Here is a 17507-nt window from a genome sequence, read left to right as displayed (position 1 = left end):
AAAAACAATTAATGGACGGTGAGGTTATGGCATCAATCGGTGTAATCGGATCAGGTACTTGGGGTACGGCCCTGTCAGTTTTACTTAACGGCAATGGACATACGGTACAGATATGGTCCGCCATCCCGCAGGAGATAGCGGAACTAAAGGATACGCGTATCCATCGCAACCTTTCTGAGGTAAGGATCCCGGAAGCAATCGGGCTTACGGATGACCTTGAGGAGGCTATGAGGGACAAGGACCTTCTGGTACTTGCTGTTCCCTCGGTTTTTGTGAGGCAGACATCACAAAGGATGAGGGCCTACATAAAGCAGGGCCAGGTGATAACCAATGTGGCAAAGGGAATCGAGGAAAAGAGCCTCATGACCCTGTCCCAGATAATTGAGGAGGAGCTGCCGGAGGCGGAGGTGACAGTCCTTTCCGGACCCAGCCATGCGGAGGAAGTGAGCAGGGGACTTCCCACCACATGTGTGGCGGGCGCTCATAAACGCAGCGTGGCTGAATTTGTCCAGGGAATCTTTATGAGCGAAGTGTTCCGCGTGTATACCAGCCCGGATGTGCTGGGAATCGAGCTGGGAGGAGCCCTTAAGAATGTGATTGCCCTGGCCGCCGGTATGGCCGACGGCCTGGGATACGGTGACAACACCAAGGCAGCCCTCATTACCAGAGGAATCGCGGAGATATCCCGCCTGGGCATTGACATGGGCGGACGGATGGAGACATTTGCCGGGCTTACAGGCATCGGGGACTTGATTGTGACCTGCGCCAGCATGCACAGCCGCAACCGCAGGGCCGGCATACTGATTGGCCAGGGCCGTACCATGGAGGAAGCCATGGCAGAGGTGAAGATGGTGGTGGAAGGCGTATATTCCGCCAGGGCGGCTCTGGCGCTGTCACAGCAGTACGAGGTGTCCATGCCAATCGTGGAACAGGTCAATGCCATCCTGTTCGGAGGCATGCCCGCAAAGGAAGCGGTCCTGGAGCTGATGCTTAGGGATAAGCGTATCGAAAACTCGGATTTAGAGTGGGCAGAGGAATAAAAAATAGGGGAAAGGAACCAGAAATGGTGCCCTTCCCCTAAAAAATAGCCTGTTTTTGGCGGATTATACCTGCTTTTGCTCTAATTTTTCGGCAAATCATCAAAAATAAACCATAATTTTCATGAAACGATTGACAAACCCACCCGGACTACCTATAATATAGAAAGCTTTATATTTTAAAGGCAAGAGGAGGAGCTAATTATGAAGAAGAGATTTTTAAGTCTGGGCCTGGCGGCCGTTATGGCTATGTCATTGACAGCATGCGGCGGTTCCAATACGGCAGAGACCACAAAGGCAGCGGAAACTACTGCGGCAGACGCAAAAGCAGAGGGAAGTGAGGCAGCAGATACCACTGCGGCAGGCGGCGTGTTCAAAATTGGCGGCATCGGCCCTGTGACCGGCGGCGCGGCTGTGTACGGCGTGGCTGTACAGCACGGCGCAGAACTGGCAGTAAAGGAAATCAATGAGGCCGGAGGAATAAACGGCGCACAGATTGAATTCAATTTCCAGGATGACGAGCATGATGCAGAGAAGTCTGTCAATGCTTATAATACATTAAAGGATTGGGGTATGCAGGTGCTGATGGGCACGGTAACCTCCGCTCCATGTATCGCAGTTGCGGACAAGACCGCAGCTGACAACATGTTCCAGATTACACCATCCGGTTCCGCTGTCGAGTGTGCGGCTAACCCCAACGTATTCCGTATCTGCTTCTCCGATCCGGACCAGGGCGCTGCATCCGCTAAATACATAGGCGAGAACAAGCTGGCTTCCAAGGTCGCTGTTATCTATGACAGCTCCGACGTATATTCCAGCGGTATCTATGAGAAGTTCGTGGAAGAGTCCGCAAACCAGGGAATAGAGATTGTTGCAGCCGAGGCCTTTACCGCTGACAGCAACAAGGATTTTTCCACCCAGTTACAGAAGTCCAAGGATGCGGGCGCCGAGCTGGTATTCCTGCCAATCTACTATACCGAGGCTTCCCTGATTCTTCAGCAGGCCAGCACCATGGGATTTGCTCCCCAGTTCTTTGGATGCGACGGTATGGACGGTATCCTTCAGGTTGAGAATTTTGACACCAAGCTGGCAGAGGGACTTATGCTCCTGACACCATTCGCAGCAGATGCAACCGACGACCTGACCGTTAAGTTCGTAGACAGCTACAAGGCTGCTTACAACGAGGTTCCGGTCCAGTTCGCGGCAGACGCGTACGATGCGATCTACGCTATCAAGGCTGCCATTGAAGATGCCAATGTAACTCCTGATGCAGACGCCGGCACGATTTGCGATGCGTTAAAGGCATCTATGCTGAACATCAAATTAGACGGCCTGACCGGCGAGGGCATGACCTGGACAGAGGACGGTGAGCCTCACAAGGCACCAAAGGCTGTTAAGGTAGCGGACGGAGCTTACACTGCAATGTAATCAGCAGTCCTTTGAATCCGGACAGAACCAACCAGAAAACCCAACAGAGGGTTGTCACTATGACAACCCTCTTGTTTATAGGTGCGCCCGGCGGGCGCACGTTCTAACGGGTGAAAGTCCCTGACCCGCCCGGCAGTGGGAAGGGTGCAGCCAATGGCAAGGGCGTCATCGTGAGGTGGGGTCTGAAGGAAGCCGGAGGCAAACCACTGGCCTGTAAAAGTTGTCCGGATAGGCTGTGAAGCGTGGATGAGGTTGCCTAACAAACTAAAGTCCAATAACTGCACGGAACGCCAGCAGTAAACGGGGCAGGTATAAGTGGGAAAGAACGTGTGAGTACCCGGGGAGGTCTCACGGACGTGAAAGTGGCGATAAAACATTCGCTGTCACGGAGTAAAGCCTGCCGTGAGAAGTCAGCAGAGGTCATAGTACCGGGCGGTCGCAAACGCACCGGGAAGGACTGAACAGTAGGAGGTGTCGTTACCAAATGGAAACCGGACATGGAATTAAGTACAGACAACTTCATATTGAGGACTACCTGCGAGAGATACCTGCGGAACAGGGAAGGGAAACAGGAGAGTACGCCCATGAAAGGATTACCGGGAACCCCGACACCAACACGGACTTTCGGACGGACAACCTGCTAGATACGATTCTTAGAAGCGACAATCTAAATGCCGCCTATAAGAAGGTCAAAACGAACAAAGGCGTTGGTGGGATTGACGGAATGCAGGTGGATGAACTTCTACCCTACCTGAGAGAACACCAGTCCGAATTGGTCGAGCAGGTGAGGGAAGGCAAATACAAGCCAAACCCAGTCCGAAGGGTAGAAATACCCAAAGAGGAGAAAGGAAAAACAAGGAAACTGGGGATACCCACAGTGGTAGACAGGGTAATCCAACAGGCAATCGCACAGGAACTGACGCCCTTATATGAAGAACAGTTCTCTGACAACAGCATCGGATTCCGTCCCGGCAGAGGGGCGCATGACGCACTGGAAAGATGTAGGAAATATATCAACGAGGGATATGTCTACGTGGTCAGCATGGATTTACAATCCTACTTTGACACGGTGAACCACAGCAAGCTGATAGAGGTGCTGTCGAGGACGGTGAAGGACGGGAGGGTAATCTCGCTGATACACAAGTACCTGAAAGCCGGAGTAATGGAGGACGGAGGATTTCACGCAACGACCGAGGGCGTGCCGCAGGGAGGCCCGCTAAGTCCCTTATGTGGAAATGTCATGCTGAATGAGTTGGACAAGGAACTGGAGCGCAGGGGACACAAGTATGTGAGGTATGCGGATGACTGCCTGATTCTGTGCAAAAGCAGGAAAAGCGCAGAGAGGACGATGGAAAACATTGTGCCATTCATCACAGGAAAACTGTTTCTGAAAGTCAATCTTCAGAAAACGACAGTGAGCCACGTCAGCAAGATAAAATACCTGGGCTACGGCTTTTACCGGCATAAAGGGAAATGCCGCATGAGGATACACCCGAAGTCGGTGGCAAAAATGAAGAACCGGATACGGGAGCTGACAACCAGAGGGAACAAATGGAGCAATCAGGAGAGGGAAGAAAAACTCCGAAGCTATGCAAGGGGATGGATTAACTATTATCGATATGCAGACATGAAAAGCCTGATGGAACAGACGGATGAGTGGCTGCGCCACAGAATCCGAGCGGTGTACTGGAAACAATGGAAGAAGGTACGCACAAGATATAAAATGTTGCGGGCGTTACATTTACCAGAGTGGAAGGTGCATGAGATGGCGAACTGCCGAAAGGGAGTGTGGAGAGCGGCGGGAATGCTCAACTCGGCACTCACCAAAAGAATCATAGTGGACAGACTTGGTTATCCCGATATGACTGCCCACTATCTGAAAGTCCGAGTAAACTATTGAACCGCGTAGTACCGAACGGTACGCTACGTGGTGTGGAAGGGGAGGTTAAAATCTCCCCTATCCGATTAACGATATATGATATAATTTTGAATAATCTGTCGCTTTATAGCGATAAACTAAAAAAGACTTCAGACGAAGAGGTGTAGGTATGGGCTTTATTAACTATTTGATTAACGGCATCAGCCTGGGCAGTGTATATGCCATCATCGCGCTTGGATATACAATGGTTTACGGCATTGCCAAGATGCTGAATTTCGCTCATGGCGATGTTATTATGATAGGCAGCTACGTGGTGTTTGTCACGGTCAGCACAATGGGATTGCCGCCCATGGCGGGGGTTCTCCTTGCGGTGGCCGTATGTACGCTGTTGGGCATGACCATTGAACGGATTGCTTATAAGCCCCTGCGCGGCGCCTCTCCTCTCGCGGTTCTCATTACGGCAATCGGTGTCAGCTACCTGCTGCAGAATGTTGCCCTTCTTATCTTTGGGGCAGATACCAAGTCCTTCACCTCTGTGGTGACTCTGCCTGCCATTAAGCTGGCAGGAGGAGAGATGACCATTACAGGGGAGACCGTTGTCACCATCCTTTCCTGTGTCATCATCATGATTGGACTCACTGCGTTTATCAACAAGTCCAAGGCCGGGCAGGCCATGCTGGCGGTTTCTGAGGACAGGGGTGCTGCCACCCTTATGGGAATCAATGTAAACGGCACAATTGCCCTTACATTTGCCATTGGCTCCGCACTGGCCGCCATAGCGGGCGTGCTGCTCTGCTCCGCGTATCCGTCCCTTACTCCCTATACTGGTTCCATGCCGGGTATCAAAGCCTTTGTTGCGGCTGTATTCGGAGGAATCGGCTCCATTCCCGGCGCCTTTATCGGCGGTATCCTGCTGGGCGTCATTGAGATTCTGTCCAAGGCATACATATCCTCACAGATGTCAGATGCCATTGTGTTTTCCGTCCTGATTATCGTGCTTCTGGTGAAGCCTACCGGTATTCTGGGCAAGAAGATTAATGAGAAAGTGTAGGTGCCGGTATGAAGAGCAACGCGAAACGAAAGATATTCATAAATAATATGATTACATACGGCATGGTGGTGGCTGCCTATATCATCATGCAGGTTCTGGTGGGAACAGGACATATATCCAGCCTTATGAAAGGACTGCTGGTTCCTTTCTGTATCTACGTCATCATGGCTGTTTCCCTGAACCTGACCGTGGGCATCCTGGGAGAGCTGAGTCTGGGCCACGCAGGCTTTATGTGCGTGGGAGCCTTTGCCGGAGCCCTGTTTTCAAAGTGCATGAAGGGAGCCGTTGACCCGACCCTGGGAATGGTCATCGCCATCCTCATCGGAGCCGTTACAGCGGCCCTGTTCGGCGTCATCATCGGAATCCCCGTGCTGCGTCTGAGAGGCGATTATCTGGCCATTGTGACCCTGGCCTTTGGCGAAATCATCAAGAACCTGGTCAATGCTGTTTATCTGGGACGGGACGCTGCCGGCTTCCATATCTCCTTTAAGGATTCCATGTCTTTAAAGATGGGAGAGGGTGGGGAAATACTGATAAAGGGCGCCCAGGGCATCACGGGGACGCCCCAGGCAGCCACCTTTACCATAGGCGTCATTCTGGTGCTGGTCACTTTGTTTATTGTCATGAACCTGGTGAACTCCCGCACGGGCCGCGCCATCATGGCCATCCGCGACAACCGCATTGCAGCGGAGTCCATCGGCATCAACATCACCAAGTACAAACTGCTGGCATTCTCTATTTCCGCCGGACTTGCCGGTGCTGCCGGTGTGTTGTACGCCCACAACCTGACCACTTTGACAGCCCTGCCAAAGAACTTCGGTTACAACATGTCCATCATGATTCTGGTATATGTTGTACTGGGCGGCATCGGAAATATCCGCGGTTCCGTCATTGCAACGGTCATCCTGTATCTCCTTCCGGAGATGCTGCGCGGACTCAGCAATTACCGTATGCTCATGTACGCAATCGTGCTGATTCTGGCCATGCTTTTCAACTCCGCGCCCCAGTTTGTGGTGTTGCGTGAGCGTGTGGCGGAGAAATTCAGCAGAAAAGATAAGAAACCCGCAAAGGAGGCAGCATAAGATGGCATTACTTGAAGTTAAGAATTTAAGCATATCTTTTGGCGGCCTTAAGGCAGTTGACAACTTTCAAATCAGTATAGAAAAGGGGCAGCTTTACGGCCTTATCGGACCAAACGGAGCCGGTAAGACCACCATTTTCAACCTGCTGACAGGCGTATATAAGCCGGACGCGGGAAGCATTGAGCTGGCGGGAGTCAACATTACCGGTAAGAAAACCACGGAAATAAACCAGGCCGGAATCGCCAGGACTTTCCAGAACATCCGTTTGTTTAAGGATTTGTCCGTTCTGGACAATGTCAAAGCGGGCTTTCACAATCATTACAGGTATTCCACTACGGCCGGAATTTTCCGTTTTCCCAACTATTTTAAGGTGGAGAAGCAGATGGATGAGAGGGCCATGGAGCTGCTCAAGGTATTCGGACTGGATGAGGAGTGCGACTACAAGGCGTCCAACCTTCCATACGGAAAGCAGAGAAAGCTGGAGATAGCCAGGGCGCTGGCTACAGAGCCAAAGCTCCTTCTCCTGGATGAGCCGGCGGCGGGAATGAATCCAAACGAGACAGCCGAGCTTATGGATACCATCCGTTTTGTGAGGGATAATTTCGATATGACCATCCTTCTGATTGAACATGATATGAAGCTTGTCAGCGGTATCTGCGAAGAACTGACTGTTCTCAACTTCGGACAGGTCCTGTGCCAGGGCGAGACCGGCGCGGTGCTTCACAATCCGGAAGTTGTCAAAGCATATCTTGGTGAATAGGAGGAGCGTATAATATGGCAATGCTTGAAGTCAGGGATCTGGAAGTATACTACGGTGTAATCCAGGCCATAAAAGGAATCTCCTTTGATGTTAACCAGGGAGAAATTGTGGCTCTGATTGGTGCCAACGGTGCGGGGAAGACCACGACCCTGCATACCATCACAGGACTTATCAGCGCGAAAACAGGTAAAATCGTATATGAGGGAACCGACATAACCAGGGTTTCCGGTTATAAACTGGTGGGCATGGGAATCGCCCATGTGCCGGAGGGAAGGCGCGTGTTCGCTACCCTTACGGTGCTTCAGAACCTGAAGATGGGAGCTTATACAAGAAAAGACAAGGAAGAGACAGAGTCCACGCTGAAGATGATATACCAGCGTTTCCCGCGTCTAAAGGAGCGCAAGAACCAGCTTGCAGGAACCCTGTCCGGAGGCGAGCAGCAGATGCTTGCCATGGGAAGGGCCCTTATGAGCCACCCCAGAATGATTGTAATGGATGAGCCCTCCATGGGACTTTCACCTATCTATGTAAATGAGATATTTGATATTATCCAGAAGATAAACGCAGATGGCACCACCGTGCTTCTTGTGGAACAGAACGCTAAGAAGGCTCTTTCCATTGCCCATAAGGCATATGTTCTGGAGACAGGAAATATTGCTCTCAGCGGAGACGCAAAGGAGCTTATGAACAATGATCAGGTAAAAAAAGCATATCTCAGCGAATAAAGATAAAGATGGTTCATTGTCAGGAATATATTTTATGGAAAAAAGAATCACGGATATGAGAAAGGAGCAGGGGAGGATAACCCCTGCTTCTTCCCTTGACACCCCAGGTAAGATATGCTATATATAGTGTACGGCTGAGACGGTACTGGAATCTGAACGACGTTTTTTACCTGAGTGCTGAAACACTCAGGCCATAGGATAAGGGGTGGATAAATGCTTGAACGACAGGACTTGGAGATGATACGAGCAATCATGAAAGAAGAGATTGCGGAATCGCAGGAGCATATCCTGACAGAGGTGAATAAGAAACTGGATACGCGCCTTACCGGTACGCAGGAGCATATCCTGACGGAGGTGGATAAGAAACTGGATACGCGCCTTACCGGTACGCAGGAGCATATCCTGACGGAGGTGGATAAGAAACTGGATACGCGCCTTACCGGTACGCAGGAGCATATCCTGACAGAAATAGACAGAAGACTGGATACCCGTTTCACAGAATCAGAGAATCTGATTCTTGGGGAATTGGACCGGGTACAGGATAATCTGACAGAACGGCTGGACACGATGAAACGCAGATTAGATGAGATGACAGAGTATTACAGGATTAAGAAGCTGGATGATATCAATGGCGCCATGCTCCTTAAGATGATACAGGAAGTGGAAAAAAGAGTGGAAGCCCTGGAGGCGAAGACAGCCTGATTTTATCCATTGACTTTGCGTGAATAAAGCTGATACAGCGTGATTCTGCACCAGTCATATACTCATACCCCCCTGCATATACTATAAAAGCATAGCAAGGGGGTATATTTATGGACAATTTTAATGTATACAAGGATATTCAGGCGAGAACAGGCGGAGAGATTTACATAGGCGTAGTAGGGCCGGTCCGCACAGGCAAATCTACCTTCATAAAGCGGTTCATGGAACTGCTGGTGCTCCCTGCAATGGAGGATGAGAACCTGCGCAATCTGAGCCGGGATGAGCTGCCCCAGAGCGCGGCCGGCAAGACCATCATGACCACGGAGCCCAAGTTTATTCCCAAGGAAGCGGCCAGAATCAATCTGGCAGACGGCATTGAAGCCAAGGTAAGGGTCATTGACTGCGTGGGATTCATGGTAGACGGTGCAGCCGGCCATGTGGAGAACGGCGAGGAGCGTCTGGTGAAAACGCCGTGGTTTGATTATGACATTCCCTTTACCCAGGCAGCGGAAATCGGAACCAGGAAAGTCATCAATGACCATTCCACCATTGGAATCGTTGTGACCACGGACGGAACCATAGGGGAAATCAAACGTCCCGGATACATAGCAGCTGAAAAACAGACCATTGACGAACTGAAAAAACTGGGAAAACCATTTGTGGTTCTTTTGAATTCCACCAAACCCTACTCAGACGAGACTGCCAGGCTGGCCAGGGAAATGTCTGAATCATACGGAGTATCGGTGCTGCCCGTAAACTGCGAGCAGCTTAAGAAGGAGGATATCTTCCATATTCTGGAATGTGTCCTAAAGGAGTTCCCTGTGACTGAGATGGATTTTCATATTCCCAAATGGCTGGAGATCCTGCCGTCCACTCACTGGCTTAAGGCCCAGGTCATCCAGGCAGCCAGGAATGTAATTCAGAAGGTGACCCATATGAAGGATGTGTCCGGGGAACTGAAACAGCAGCATACGGATACCATCCGCTCCATGAATGTGAAAAACATGCAGATGGCGGACGGCAGGGTGGGCGTCCAGGTGGATATGGACGACAGCTACTATTACCAGATTCTCAGCGACTATGTGGGACTGCCCATTGAAGGCGAATACCAGCTCATGCAGACCCTGAGCAGCCTGGCCAATATGCAGAAGGAATATGAAAAAGTGCAGAACGCTCTGACCCAGGTGCGGTTAAAGGGGTACGGGGTGGTGACGCCGGAACGCTCAGAAATCGTTCTGGATGAACCGCAGGTCATAAAGCACGGCAACAAGTACGGTGTAAAGATGAAGGCGGAAGCACCGTCCATCAACCTGATTAAGGCCCATATTGAGACAGAGATTGCTCCGATTGTGGGAAGCGAGCAGCAGGCCCAGGATCTGATTGCCTATATCAAGGAAAATGCCAGGGAGAGCGACGACGGAATTTGGAATACCAACATCTTTGGAAAATCCATTGAACAGATTGTGGAGGACGGTATCCAGGCCAAGGTGTCCCAGATGACGGAAGACTGCCAGCTGAAGCTGCAGGATACCCTGCAGAAAATTATCAATGACAGCAACGGCGGTATGATATGCATTATTATTTAAAATCGTCAACAATGGTTTGCATGTTGAGAAAAGGACTGTTTACAGAAAATTGTGCAAATATTACAATGCGATTTGCATTCTTATGGGGATTATGATATACTGTAGCCATAATTGACAGAATATTCTGTGAGGCAAGACTATATTATACTCGGAGGGGAGAATGCAGATGAGACTTACATTTATCGGTGCCGACCATGAGGTAACGGGCAGCTGTCATTTTCTGGAGGTGGGAAATACCAAGGTGCTTATAGACTGCGGTATGGAACAGGGAAATAACATATACCAGAATGCGGAGCTGCCCGTGGGGTATCATGAGATTGACTATGTGCTTCTGACGCATGCGCATATTGACCATGCGGGTATGCTTCCGTGGATTCACGCCAGGGGATTCAGGGGCCAGGTTATAACCACCTATGCCACCGCTGACCTGTGCAACATCATGCTTAAGGACAGCGCCCACATACAGGAGATGGAAGCTGAGTGGAAAAACCGGAAGGCGCGCCGTGCCGGCAGGGGTGAGGTGGAAGCCCTCTATACCATGCAGGACGCTGAGGATGTGCTTAAGCATTTTGAGGGTGTGGCGTATGGGCAGGTATTTAAGCTCAATGACAACCTGACCCTGCGCTTTACGGATGTGGGACATCTACTGGGGTCTGCTTCCATAGAGATATGGGCCACTGAGGGCGCCGGCAAGAAAAAAATCGTATTTTCCGGCGACATTGGAAACAAGAATAAGCCCCTGATCCGTGATCCCCAGTATATTACGGAGGCAGATTACGTGGTGATGGAGGCCACCTACGGAAACCGCTACCACAAAAAGGATGTAAACCATGTGGACAGTCTGGCCAGAATCATTCAGGAGACCCTGGACCGGCAGGGAAATGTGGTCATACCGGCCTTTGCAGTGGGACGTACCCAGGAGCTTCTGTATCTGATACGCCATATTAAGGAAGAAAGGCTTGTGACCGGCCATGACAGCTTTGAGGTTTACGTAGACAGCCCTCTGGCCGTGGAAGCCACCCACGTGTTTAAGGACAATATGCTGGAGTGCTATGACGGGGAGACAAAAGCTCTGGTGGAACGTGGAATCAACCCCATTGATTTTCCGGGACTGAAGCTCTCCATTACCAGTGAGGAATCCAAGAACATAAACTTTGACATGACGCCCAAGGTCATCATATCAGCGGCAGGCATGTGTGATGCGGGCCGTATACGCCACCACCTGAAACATAATCTGTGGAGGCCGGAGTGTTCCGTTGTGTTCGCGGGATACCAGGCAGAGGGAACCCTAGGGCGGATTCTTCAGGACGGGGCTCAGACCGTGAAGATATTTGGAGAGGAAATTGATGTGCGGGCCCATATAGAAACCATGGAGGGTATCAGCGGCCATGCGGACAGGGACGGGCTTATCACCTGGATATCCGCATTTGAGAAAAAGCCGGACTATGTGTTTGTGGTCCATGGAAGCGAGGAATCCTGCGTATCCTTTACGGATGTGCTGAATACCCAGCTGAAACTGGCAGCCAAGGCGCCTTTTTCCGGTTCCCAGTTTGACCTCATAAAAGGCTTCTGGATTAAAGAGACAGAGGGTGTTCTAATTAAGAAGGAGACTGCCGCCAAACGCAGGGCCAGCGGTGTTTACACCAGGCTGGTGGATGCGGGCAAGATGCTGCTTGATGTGATTCACCGCAATGAGGGCGGCGCTAATAAGGACTTGACCCGTTTTACGGAACAGATTCTTGCCCTGTGCGATAAATGGGACAGATAGAATGTTACTGACAGGAGATTTTGACACATGACGAAAGTACAGATTTACACAGACGGTTCTGCCAGGGGAAATCCTGACGGTCCGGGCGGTTACGGGACAGTGCTTCATTTTATGGACAGCAGCGGCCAGCTTCATGAGAAGACTATGTCCGGCGGGTATGTACGCACCACCAACAACCGGATGGAGCTGATGGCTGCTATTGTAGGGCTGGAGGCGTTAAACAGGCCGTGCCAGGTGGAATTATATTCGGATTCCAAATACCTGACAGATGCGTTTAACCAGCATTGGATTGACAGCTGGGTGACAAAGGGGTGGAACAGGGGAAAAAGCGGGCCGGTTAAGAATATCGACCTCTGGAAACGCCTGCTAAAGGCAAAGGAACCCCACCAGGTAAAATTCATCTGGGTAAAAGGACATGCAGGCCATCCTGAAAATGAGAAATGCGATGCCCTGGCCACCTCTGCGGCAGATGGTGAGAATCTGATGACAGACCAGGGGCTGGAGGCATAAATAAGCTTCACCCTGATACAGTTTAAAAGCGGGAAGGCGCTGCTTAACCCTGGCTTACGTTCGGAGCAGGGGATGCGGCGCTTTTTTTGCATTTGTATCTGTTCCTGATTTTCTTACATATCTCTTACAATCTATTACTCCTTTTATCTTCGTGTTTCTTTTCTTCCTTTTTTGTGATAAGGTTAATACATGATTATGGCAGGGATGTGTTGCGATGAAAGAAAAAAGGATATGGATTGTAATTGGCTGTATCCTGGTCATAGGAACTGGTGTTACCCACTATACCAAATACTATGTGAACAGCCAGGGAGCAGCCATGATGGCTGAGATTACAGCAGGGGCAGAAGAGACGGCGGCGTCATCCTTTGCCCCGGCTTTGGGACAGCTGGATACAGAAACGGGCGGGGCGGATGCAGGTATGGCGGCTGGCAGGGCAGCGCCCGCAACACCTGCGGAGCGCAGGATGACGGGAGATGCGGGACCTGGGAATGCAGCTTCAGGAAACGCTGCATCGGGAGATGCAGGTCCCGGAAGTGCAGATCCTGGAAACGCAGCTTACGCAGCGGCTTCGGCAGCAGAGGCAGCGGGGGCCTTTCCTTCGGACCATGCAGCTCCGGCAATGGCGGATGCCGCTGAGGAGACGATGGCTTCGGATACTGCCGGATCCGCCGGTGCAGGTGAGGGAGCCGCTGTTTCGGAAACTGCTTCGGAAAAGGATATGCCTATTTCCCCTCTCACAGGAGCCAGGACCAGGGAGTACAAGGCAAGTCTTATTGTAGACTACCGTAAACGCCTGGAGGATTTGGACACCCAGATCCTTAAGATGCGGGAGGAGGAAACGGATTCCAATGTATATTCCATCAAAACCTCAGCGGAGACAGAGCTTAAGCTGTGGGAAGGAGAGCTGAATTCCATTTACAATGCGCTGATGGAGATGCTGTCCCAGGAGGATGCGGCAAAGCTGGCTTCCGAACAGCAGGAATGGCTTAAGAACAGGGATGCCAGGGCGGCGGAGAGTTCGGGCAGAAACAGCGGATCCATGGAGGGAATCAGTTATGCGGCCGCATTGGTCAGTCTGACTAGGGACAGGGCTTACGAGCTGGCAGGCCGCTATGAGGAGGCCAACGGGGTGTTCTACGAGGATGAGGATTCTTCCCAAACGGCATTGCCGTAGCAGGCGAAGGCATGGAAAGAACAGTCCGTATGACGGGGACTGAAAATTGCGGGTAAGAGGGAAAAACAATGGAAAATCATTGGTTTTCCCTTTCTTTTTTGTTAAGACAGTCTTGATAATTATATAGCGTTATGGTAAAATGACGGTTATGTAATGAGAGCAATGATATGGAGGAAAATAAAGTGAAAGAACCACAGTACCGCGGCGTGAACGAGCTTCGCCGGATGTTCCTTGAATTTTTTGAGAGCAAGGGCCATCTGGCAATGAAGAGCTTTTCACTGGTGCCGCATAATGATAACAGCCTGCTTTTAATCAATTCCGGTATGGCTCCCCTGAAGCCATATTTCACAGGACAGGAGATTCCGCCCAGGAAGAGGGTTACCACCTGCCAGAAGTGTATCCGCACCGGTGACATTGAGAATATAGGAAAGACAGCCCGTCACGGCACCTTTTTCGAGATGCTGGGTAATTTCTCTTTTGGGGATTATTTTAAAACAGAAGCCATCCACTGGACCTGGGAATTTCTGACCGATGTGGTGGGACTGGACCCGGACAGGCTGTATCCCAGCGTGTACCTGGATGACGATGAGGCATTCGGCATCTGGAACAGGGAAATCGGGATTCCGGCTGAGCGCATCTTCAAGTTCGGCAAGGAGGACAACTTCTGGGAGCACGGCTCAGGCCCCTGCGGTCCTTGCTCAGAGGTATATTACGACAGAGGCGAGGCATTTGGCTGCGGAAAACCCGGATGTACGGTGGGCTGTGACTGCGACCGCTATATTGAGGTATGGAACAATGTATTTACCCAGTTCGACAATGACGGACATGGTCATTATACAGAGCTGGAGCATAAGAATATTGATACGGGCATGGGCCTGGAGCGTCTGGCTGTGGTGGTTCAGGGCGTTGACTCCCTGTTCACCGTTGACACCAACAAGGCGCTTTTGGACAGGGTCTGCGAGCTTGCGCATACAGAATATCAGAAGGACCACGAGACAGATGTGTCCCTGCGCATTGTTACAGACCATGTTAAGTCCTGTACCTTCATGATTTCAGACGGAATCATGCCGTCCAACGAGGGAAGGGGCTATGTGCTGCGCCGCCTCCTGCGCCGTGCTGCCCGCCATGGGAGAAAGCTGGGGATTGAAGGCAGGTTCCTGGCCGGTCTTTCCGAGACAGTCATCGAATTGTCCAAGGACGGCTATCCTGAGCTGGAAGAAAAGCAGGCCATGATTTTTAAGGTACTGTCCGAGGAAGAGGAAAAGTTCAACAAGACCATTGACCAGGGACTTAGCATCCTGGGTGAGATGGAGGATGAGATGCAGAAAACCGGAAATAAGTGTCTTTCCGGAGCCAATGCTTTCAAGCTGTATGACACCTATGGATTCCCTCTGGATCTCACCAAGGAAATTTTGGAAGAGAGAGGCTGCACCGTGGATGAGGACGGCTTTGCCGCAGCCATGAAGGAGCAGAAGGAAAAGGCCAGAAAGGCCCGCAAGACTACCAATTACATGGGGGCCGACGTGACTGTATACCAGTCCATCGATCCATCTGTTACCACTGAATTCATTGGTTATGACAGACTGACGGCTGATTCCAGGGTGACTGTACTGACCACGGAAGACGAGCTGGTACAGGCCCTTACAGACGGACAGAAGGGTACCATCATCGTGGAGCAGACCCCGTTTTACGGAACCATGGGCGGCCAGCAGGGAGATACAGGTGTTATTTCCAATGAAAACGGCTCCTTTAAGGTAGAGGATACCATACATCTTCAGGGCGGCAAGGTAGGCCATGTGGGAGTCATGACAAAAGGCATGTTCCAGGTAGGGGAAACCGTGACCCTGTCTGTCTGCGCCCACAACCGCGCTCTTACATGCAAGAACCACAGCGCCACCCATCTGCTTCAGAAGGCTCTGCGCAAGGTATTGGGAGACCATGTGGAGCAGGCAGGTTCCTATGTGGATGCGGGCAGGCTGCGTTTTGACTTTACCCATTTTTCAGCCATGACACCGGATGAGATTAAGAAGGTGGAGGAGCTGGTGAACCAGGAAATCCAGGCATCCCTTCCGGTAGTCACCCAGGTTATGACACTGGAGGAGGCCAAGAAAACAGGAGCCATGGCTCTGTTCGGTGAAAAATACGGAGATAAGGTCCGCGTGGTGCGCATGGGAGATTTCTCCACAGAGCTCTGCGGCGGCACCCATGTGCTAAATACAGGCACCATTGCATATTTTAAGATTATTTCCGAGGCTGGTATTGCCGCCGGTGTAAGGCGTATTGAGGCGCTTACATCCGAGGGGCTTATGAAACATTATCAGGAGGTGGAAGAGGAGCTTCAGGAGGCGGCCAGGACAGCCAAGACAACACCGTCCGCGCTGACTTCCAAGATACAGTCCCTTCTGGAAGAAATTAAGACCCTTCACTCCGAAAATGAGAAGCTTAAGAGCAAGCTTGCCAATGACTCCTTGGGAGATGTTATGAGCCAGGTCAAGGAAGTAAACGGACTTAAGGTTCTGGCAGCCAAAGTAACCGGAGTGGACATGAACGGCATGAGAAACTTAGGCGACCAGTTAAAGGACAAGCTGGGAGAAGGCGTCATTGTACTGGCCTGCGAGCAGGACGGCAAGGTGAACCTGATGGCAACAGCCACAGACTCAGCCCAGAAAAAGGGAGCTCATGCAGGAAACCTGATTAAGGCCATAGCTGGTCTTGTGGGCGGCGGCGGCGGCGGCCGTCCCAACATGGCCCAGGCCGGCGGCAAGAATCCGGCAGGTATCGACGATGCTCTTAAAAAAGCGGTTGAGACAGTGGAAGAACAGACAAAATAGTACATGTGCAGATAAAATTTAAAAATAAATGTAAGAATTATAAAAAAATTCTTGACGTACGGTATTTTTATGCTATAATCATAGCAGTGCTAAAAATACCCAAACAGTTGTATTATGCACAATTACACAACTGGAGGGAGGTTAGGTGTGAGCGATGTCAAACGTAATTGTTAAAGATAACGAGAGCTTAGACAGTGCTTTACGCAGATTCAAAAGAAACTGTGCAAAGGCTGGCATTCAGCAGGAAATTCGTAAGAGAGAGCATTACGAGAAGCCAAGCGTAAGACGTAAGAAAAAGTCTGAAGCTGCTCGTAAGCGTAAGTACAACTAATTCACTGGTTGGATTAGGTGTTAATGTAATGGAAAATCAACTGGCTGTCGTAAGAAATTATGGCAGGCAGTTGTTTTTTGTTTTTTAATGTTATGGCTGTGGGGTACGTCCGTGGGGAGGGGCAGGGCTGTGTCCTCCGGCCGCCACATGAGAAAAAAGCAAAGGAAGAATTGAATTGTTTGCAGAGATAGGATGGTCGTAATGATTCGTGAAATTGCGGGATTTGCTTACGATTGAAGGATGCGGATGCGTTAGCGGATTTTTATGTGGAGCTGCTTGGATGGGAGAAGGTGCTCTCCGGTAATGGATGGGCGGGGTTGCGCTCGCATCAGGGATGGATTCTGGCTTTTCAGGAAGTGGAAGATTATATCCCGCCTGTCTGGCCCTGAAAAAAGGGCAGACAACAGCAGATGGCCCATATGGATTTTTATGTCCAGGACCTGAATCAAGCCGTTTCCCACGCCCTGAACTGCGGCGCCACCAAGTCGGAAGTCCAATATTTTGACACCTCAACCGTAATGTTCGACCCCGAAGGCCACCCATTCTGTTTGAGTACAATAAAACAATAAAGTGACACCTCAAGTTGAGAAACCTAAACTCAAGCATCTGTCTATACCCGGCTGATTGGGATTTATAAACTTGG

Annotated in this window: 15 protein-coding genes and 1 pseudogene; 15 read left to right on the top strand and 1 reads right to left on the bottom strand. The window is 50.8% G+C overall.

The annotated features are described in order from the left end of the window. Positions 1 to 26 precede the first annotated feature (26 nt). Positions 27 to 1040, top strand: a complete 1014-nt coding sequence (locus LA360_RS05410) for an NAD(P)H-dependent glycerol-3-phosphate dehydrogenase (protein ID WP_022202005.1) — start codon at positions 27 to 29, stop codon at positions 1038 to 1040. Between the two features lie 201 nt (positions 1041 to 1241). Then, a complete protein-coding gene (locus LA360_RS05405; RefSeq protein ID WP_002583599.1) occupies positions 1242 to 2465 on the top strand; it encodes an ABC transporter substrate-binding protein in 1224 nt (407 codons plus the stop codon). On the opposite strand, the gene LA360_RS05400 is transcribed toward LA360_RS05405, so the two are convergent. Next, the gene (locus LA360_RS05400; protein ID WP_146774969.1) at positions 2450 to 2728 is read right to left on the bottom strand and encodes a hypothetical protein; all 279 of its coding nucleotides are present in this window, start codon (positions 2726 to 2728) and stop codon (positions 2450 to 2452) included. The genes LA360_RS05405 and LA360_RS05400 overlap by 16 nt on opposite strands. A gap of 221 nt (positions 2729 to 2949) precedes the next feature. On the opposite strand from LA360_RS05400, the gene ltrA reads away from it, so the two are divergent. The 13 genes and pseudogenes from ltrA (at position 2950) to LA360_RS31060 (ending at position 17433) form a co-directional block, all read left to right on the top strand. Continuing rightward, entirely contained in the window at positions 2950 to 4365 is a 1416-nt protein-coding gene (gene ltrA, locus LA360_RS05395; protein WP_160116354.1) for a group II intron reverse transcriptase/maturase, read from the top strand. A 148-nt stretch (positions 4366 to 4513) separates the two neighbouring features. After that, the gene (locus LA360_RS05390; protein WP_002583597.1) at positions 4514 to 5395 is read left to right on the top strand and encodes a branched-chain amino acid ABC transporter permease; all 882 of its coding nucleotides are present in this window, start codon (positions 4514 to 4516) and stop codon (positions 5393 to 5395) included. Positions 5396 to 5403: 8 nt separating this feature from the next. After that, positions 5404 to 6477, top strand: coding sequence for a branched-chain amino acid ABC transporter permease (locus LA360_RS05385; protein ID WP_002583596.1), 1074 nt, complete (start codon positions 5404 to 5406; stop codon positions 6475 to 6477). A 1-nt stretch (position 6478) separates the two neighbouring features. Next, a complete protein-coding gene (locus tag LA360_RS05380; protein ID WP_022201864.1) occupies positions 6479 to 7237 on the top strand; it encodes an ABC transporter ATP-binding protein in 759 nt (252 codons plus the stop codon). A 14-nt stretch (positions 7238 to 7251) separates the two neighbouring features. Further along, positions 7252 to 7962, top strand: a complete 711-nt coding sequence (locus LA360_RS05375) for an ABC transporter ATP-binding protein (RefSeq protein ID WP_022201863.1) — start codon at positions 7252 to 7254, stop codon at positions 7960 to 7962. Between the two features lie 213 nt (positions 7963 to 8175). Further along, entirely contained in the window at positions 8176 to 8664 is a 489-nt protein-coding gene (locus LA360_RS05370; protein WP_089776391.1) for a hypothetical protein, read from the top strand. Positions 8665 to 8774: 110 nt separating this feature from the next. Next, a complete protein-coding gene (gene spoIVA, locus LA360_RS05365; protein WP_022201861.1) occupies positions 8775 to 10250 on the top strand; it encodes a stage IV sporulation protein A in 1476 nt (491 codons plus the stop codon). Between the two features lie 160 nt (positions 10251 to 10410). Further along, positions 10411 to 12018, top strand: coding sequence for an MBL fold metallo-hydrolase RNA specificity domain-containing protein (locus LA360_RS05360; protein WP_081031175.1), 1608 nt, complete (start codon positions 10411 to 10413; stop codon positions 12016 to 12018). A gap of 27 nt (positions 12019 to 12045) precedes the next feature. Beyond that, positions 12046 to 12528: a ribonuclease HI gene (rnhA, locus tag LA360_RS05355; RefSeq protein ID WP_112482753.1), complete on the top strand. Its 483-nt coding sequence runs from the start codon at positions 12046 to 12048 to the stop codon at positions 12526 to 12528. Between the two features lie 214 nt (positions 12529 to 12742). Then, a complete protein-coding gene (locus LA360_RS05350) occupies positions 12743 to 13702 on the top strand; it encodes a lysozyme inhibitor LprI family protein (RefSeq protein WP_057571797.1) in 960 nt (319 codons plus the stop codon). A 167-nt stretch (positions 13703 to 13869) separates the two neighbouring features. Then, a complete protein-coding gene (gene alaS, locus LA360_RS05345) occupies positions 13870 to 16533 on the top strand; it encodes an alanine--tRNA ligase (RefSeq protein WP_057571798.1) in 2664 nt (887 codons plus the stop codon). A 154-nt stretch (positions 16534 to 16687) separates the two neighbouring features. Continuing rightward, complete coding sequence (rpsU, locus tag LA360_RS05340) at positions 16688 to 16864, top strand: 30S ribosomal protein S21 (RefSeq protein ID WP_003504099.1); 177 nt, start codon at positions 16688 to 16690, stop codon at positions 16862 to 16864. Between the two features lie 266 nt (positions 16865 to 17130). Next, positions 17131 to 17433 (top strand): annotated as a pseudogene (locus LA360_RS31060) (VOC family protein). The last annotated feature ends 74 nt before the right edge of the window (positions 17434 to 17507 follow it).

The organism is Enterocloster clostridioformis (genome assembly GCF_020297485.1).
Classification (GTDB): domain Bacteria; phylum Bacillota; class Clostridia; order Lachnospirales; family Lachnospiraceae; genus Enterocloster; species Enterocloster clostridioformis.
Note: the sequence above shows the minus strand (reverse complement) of the source record. Positions and strands in the feature narration are given on the sequence as shown.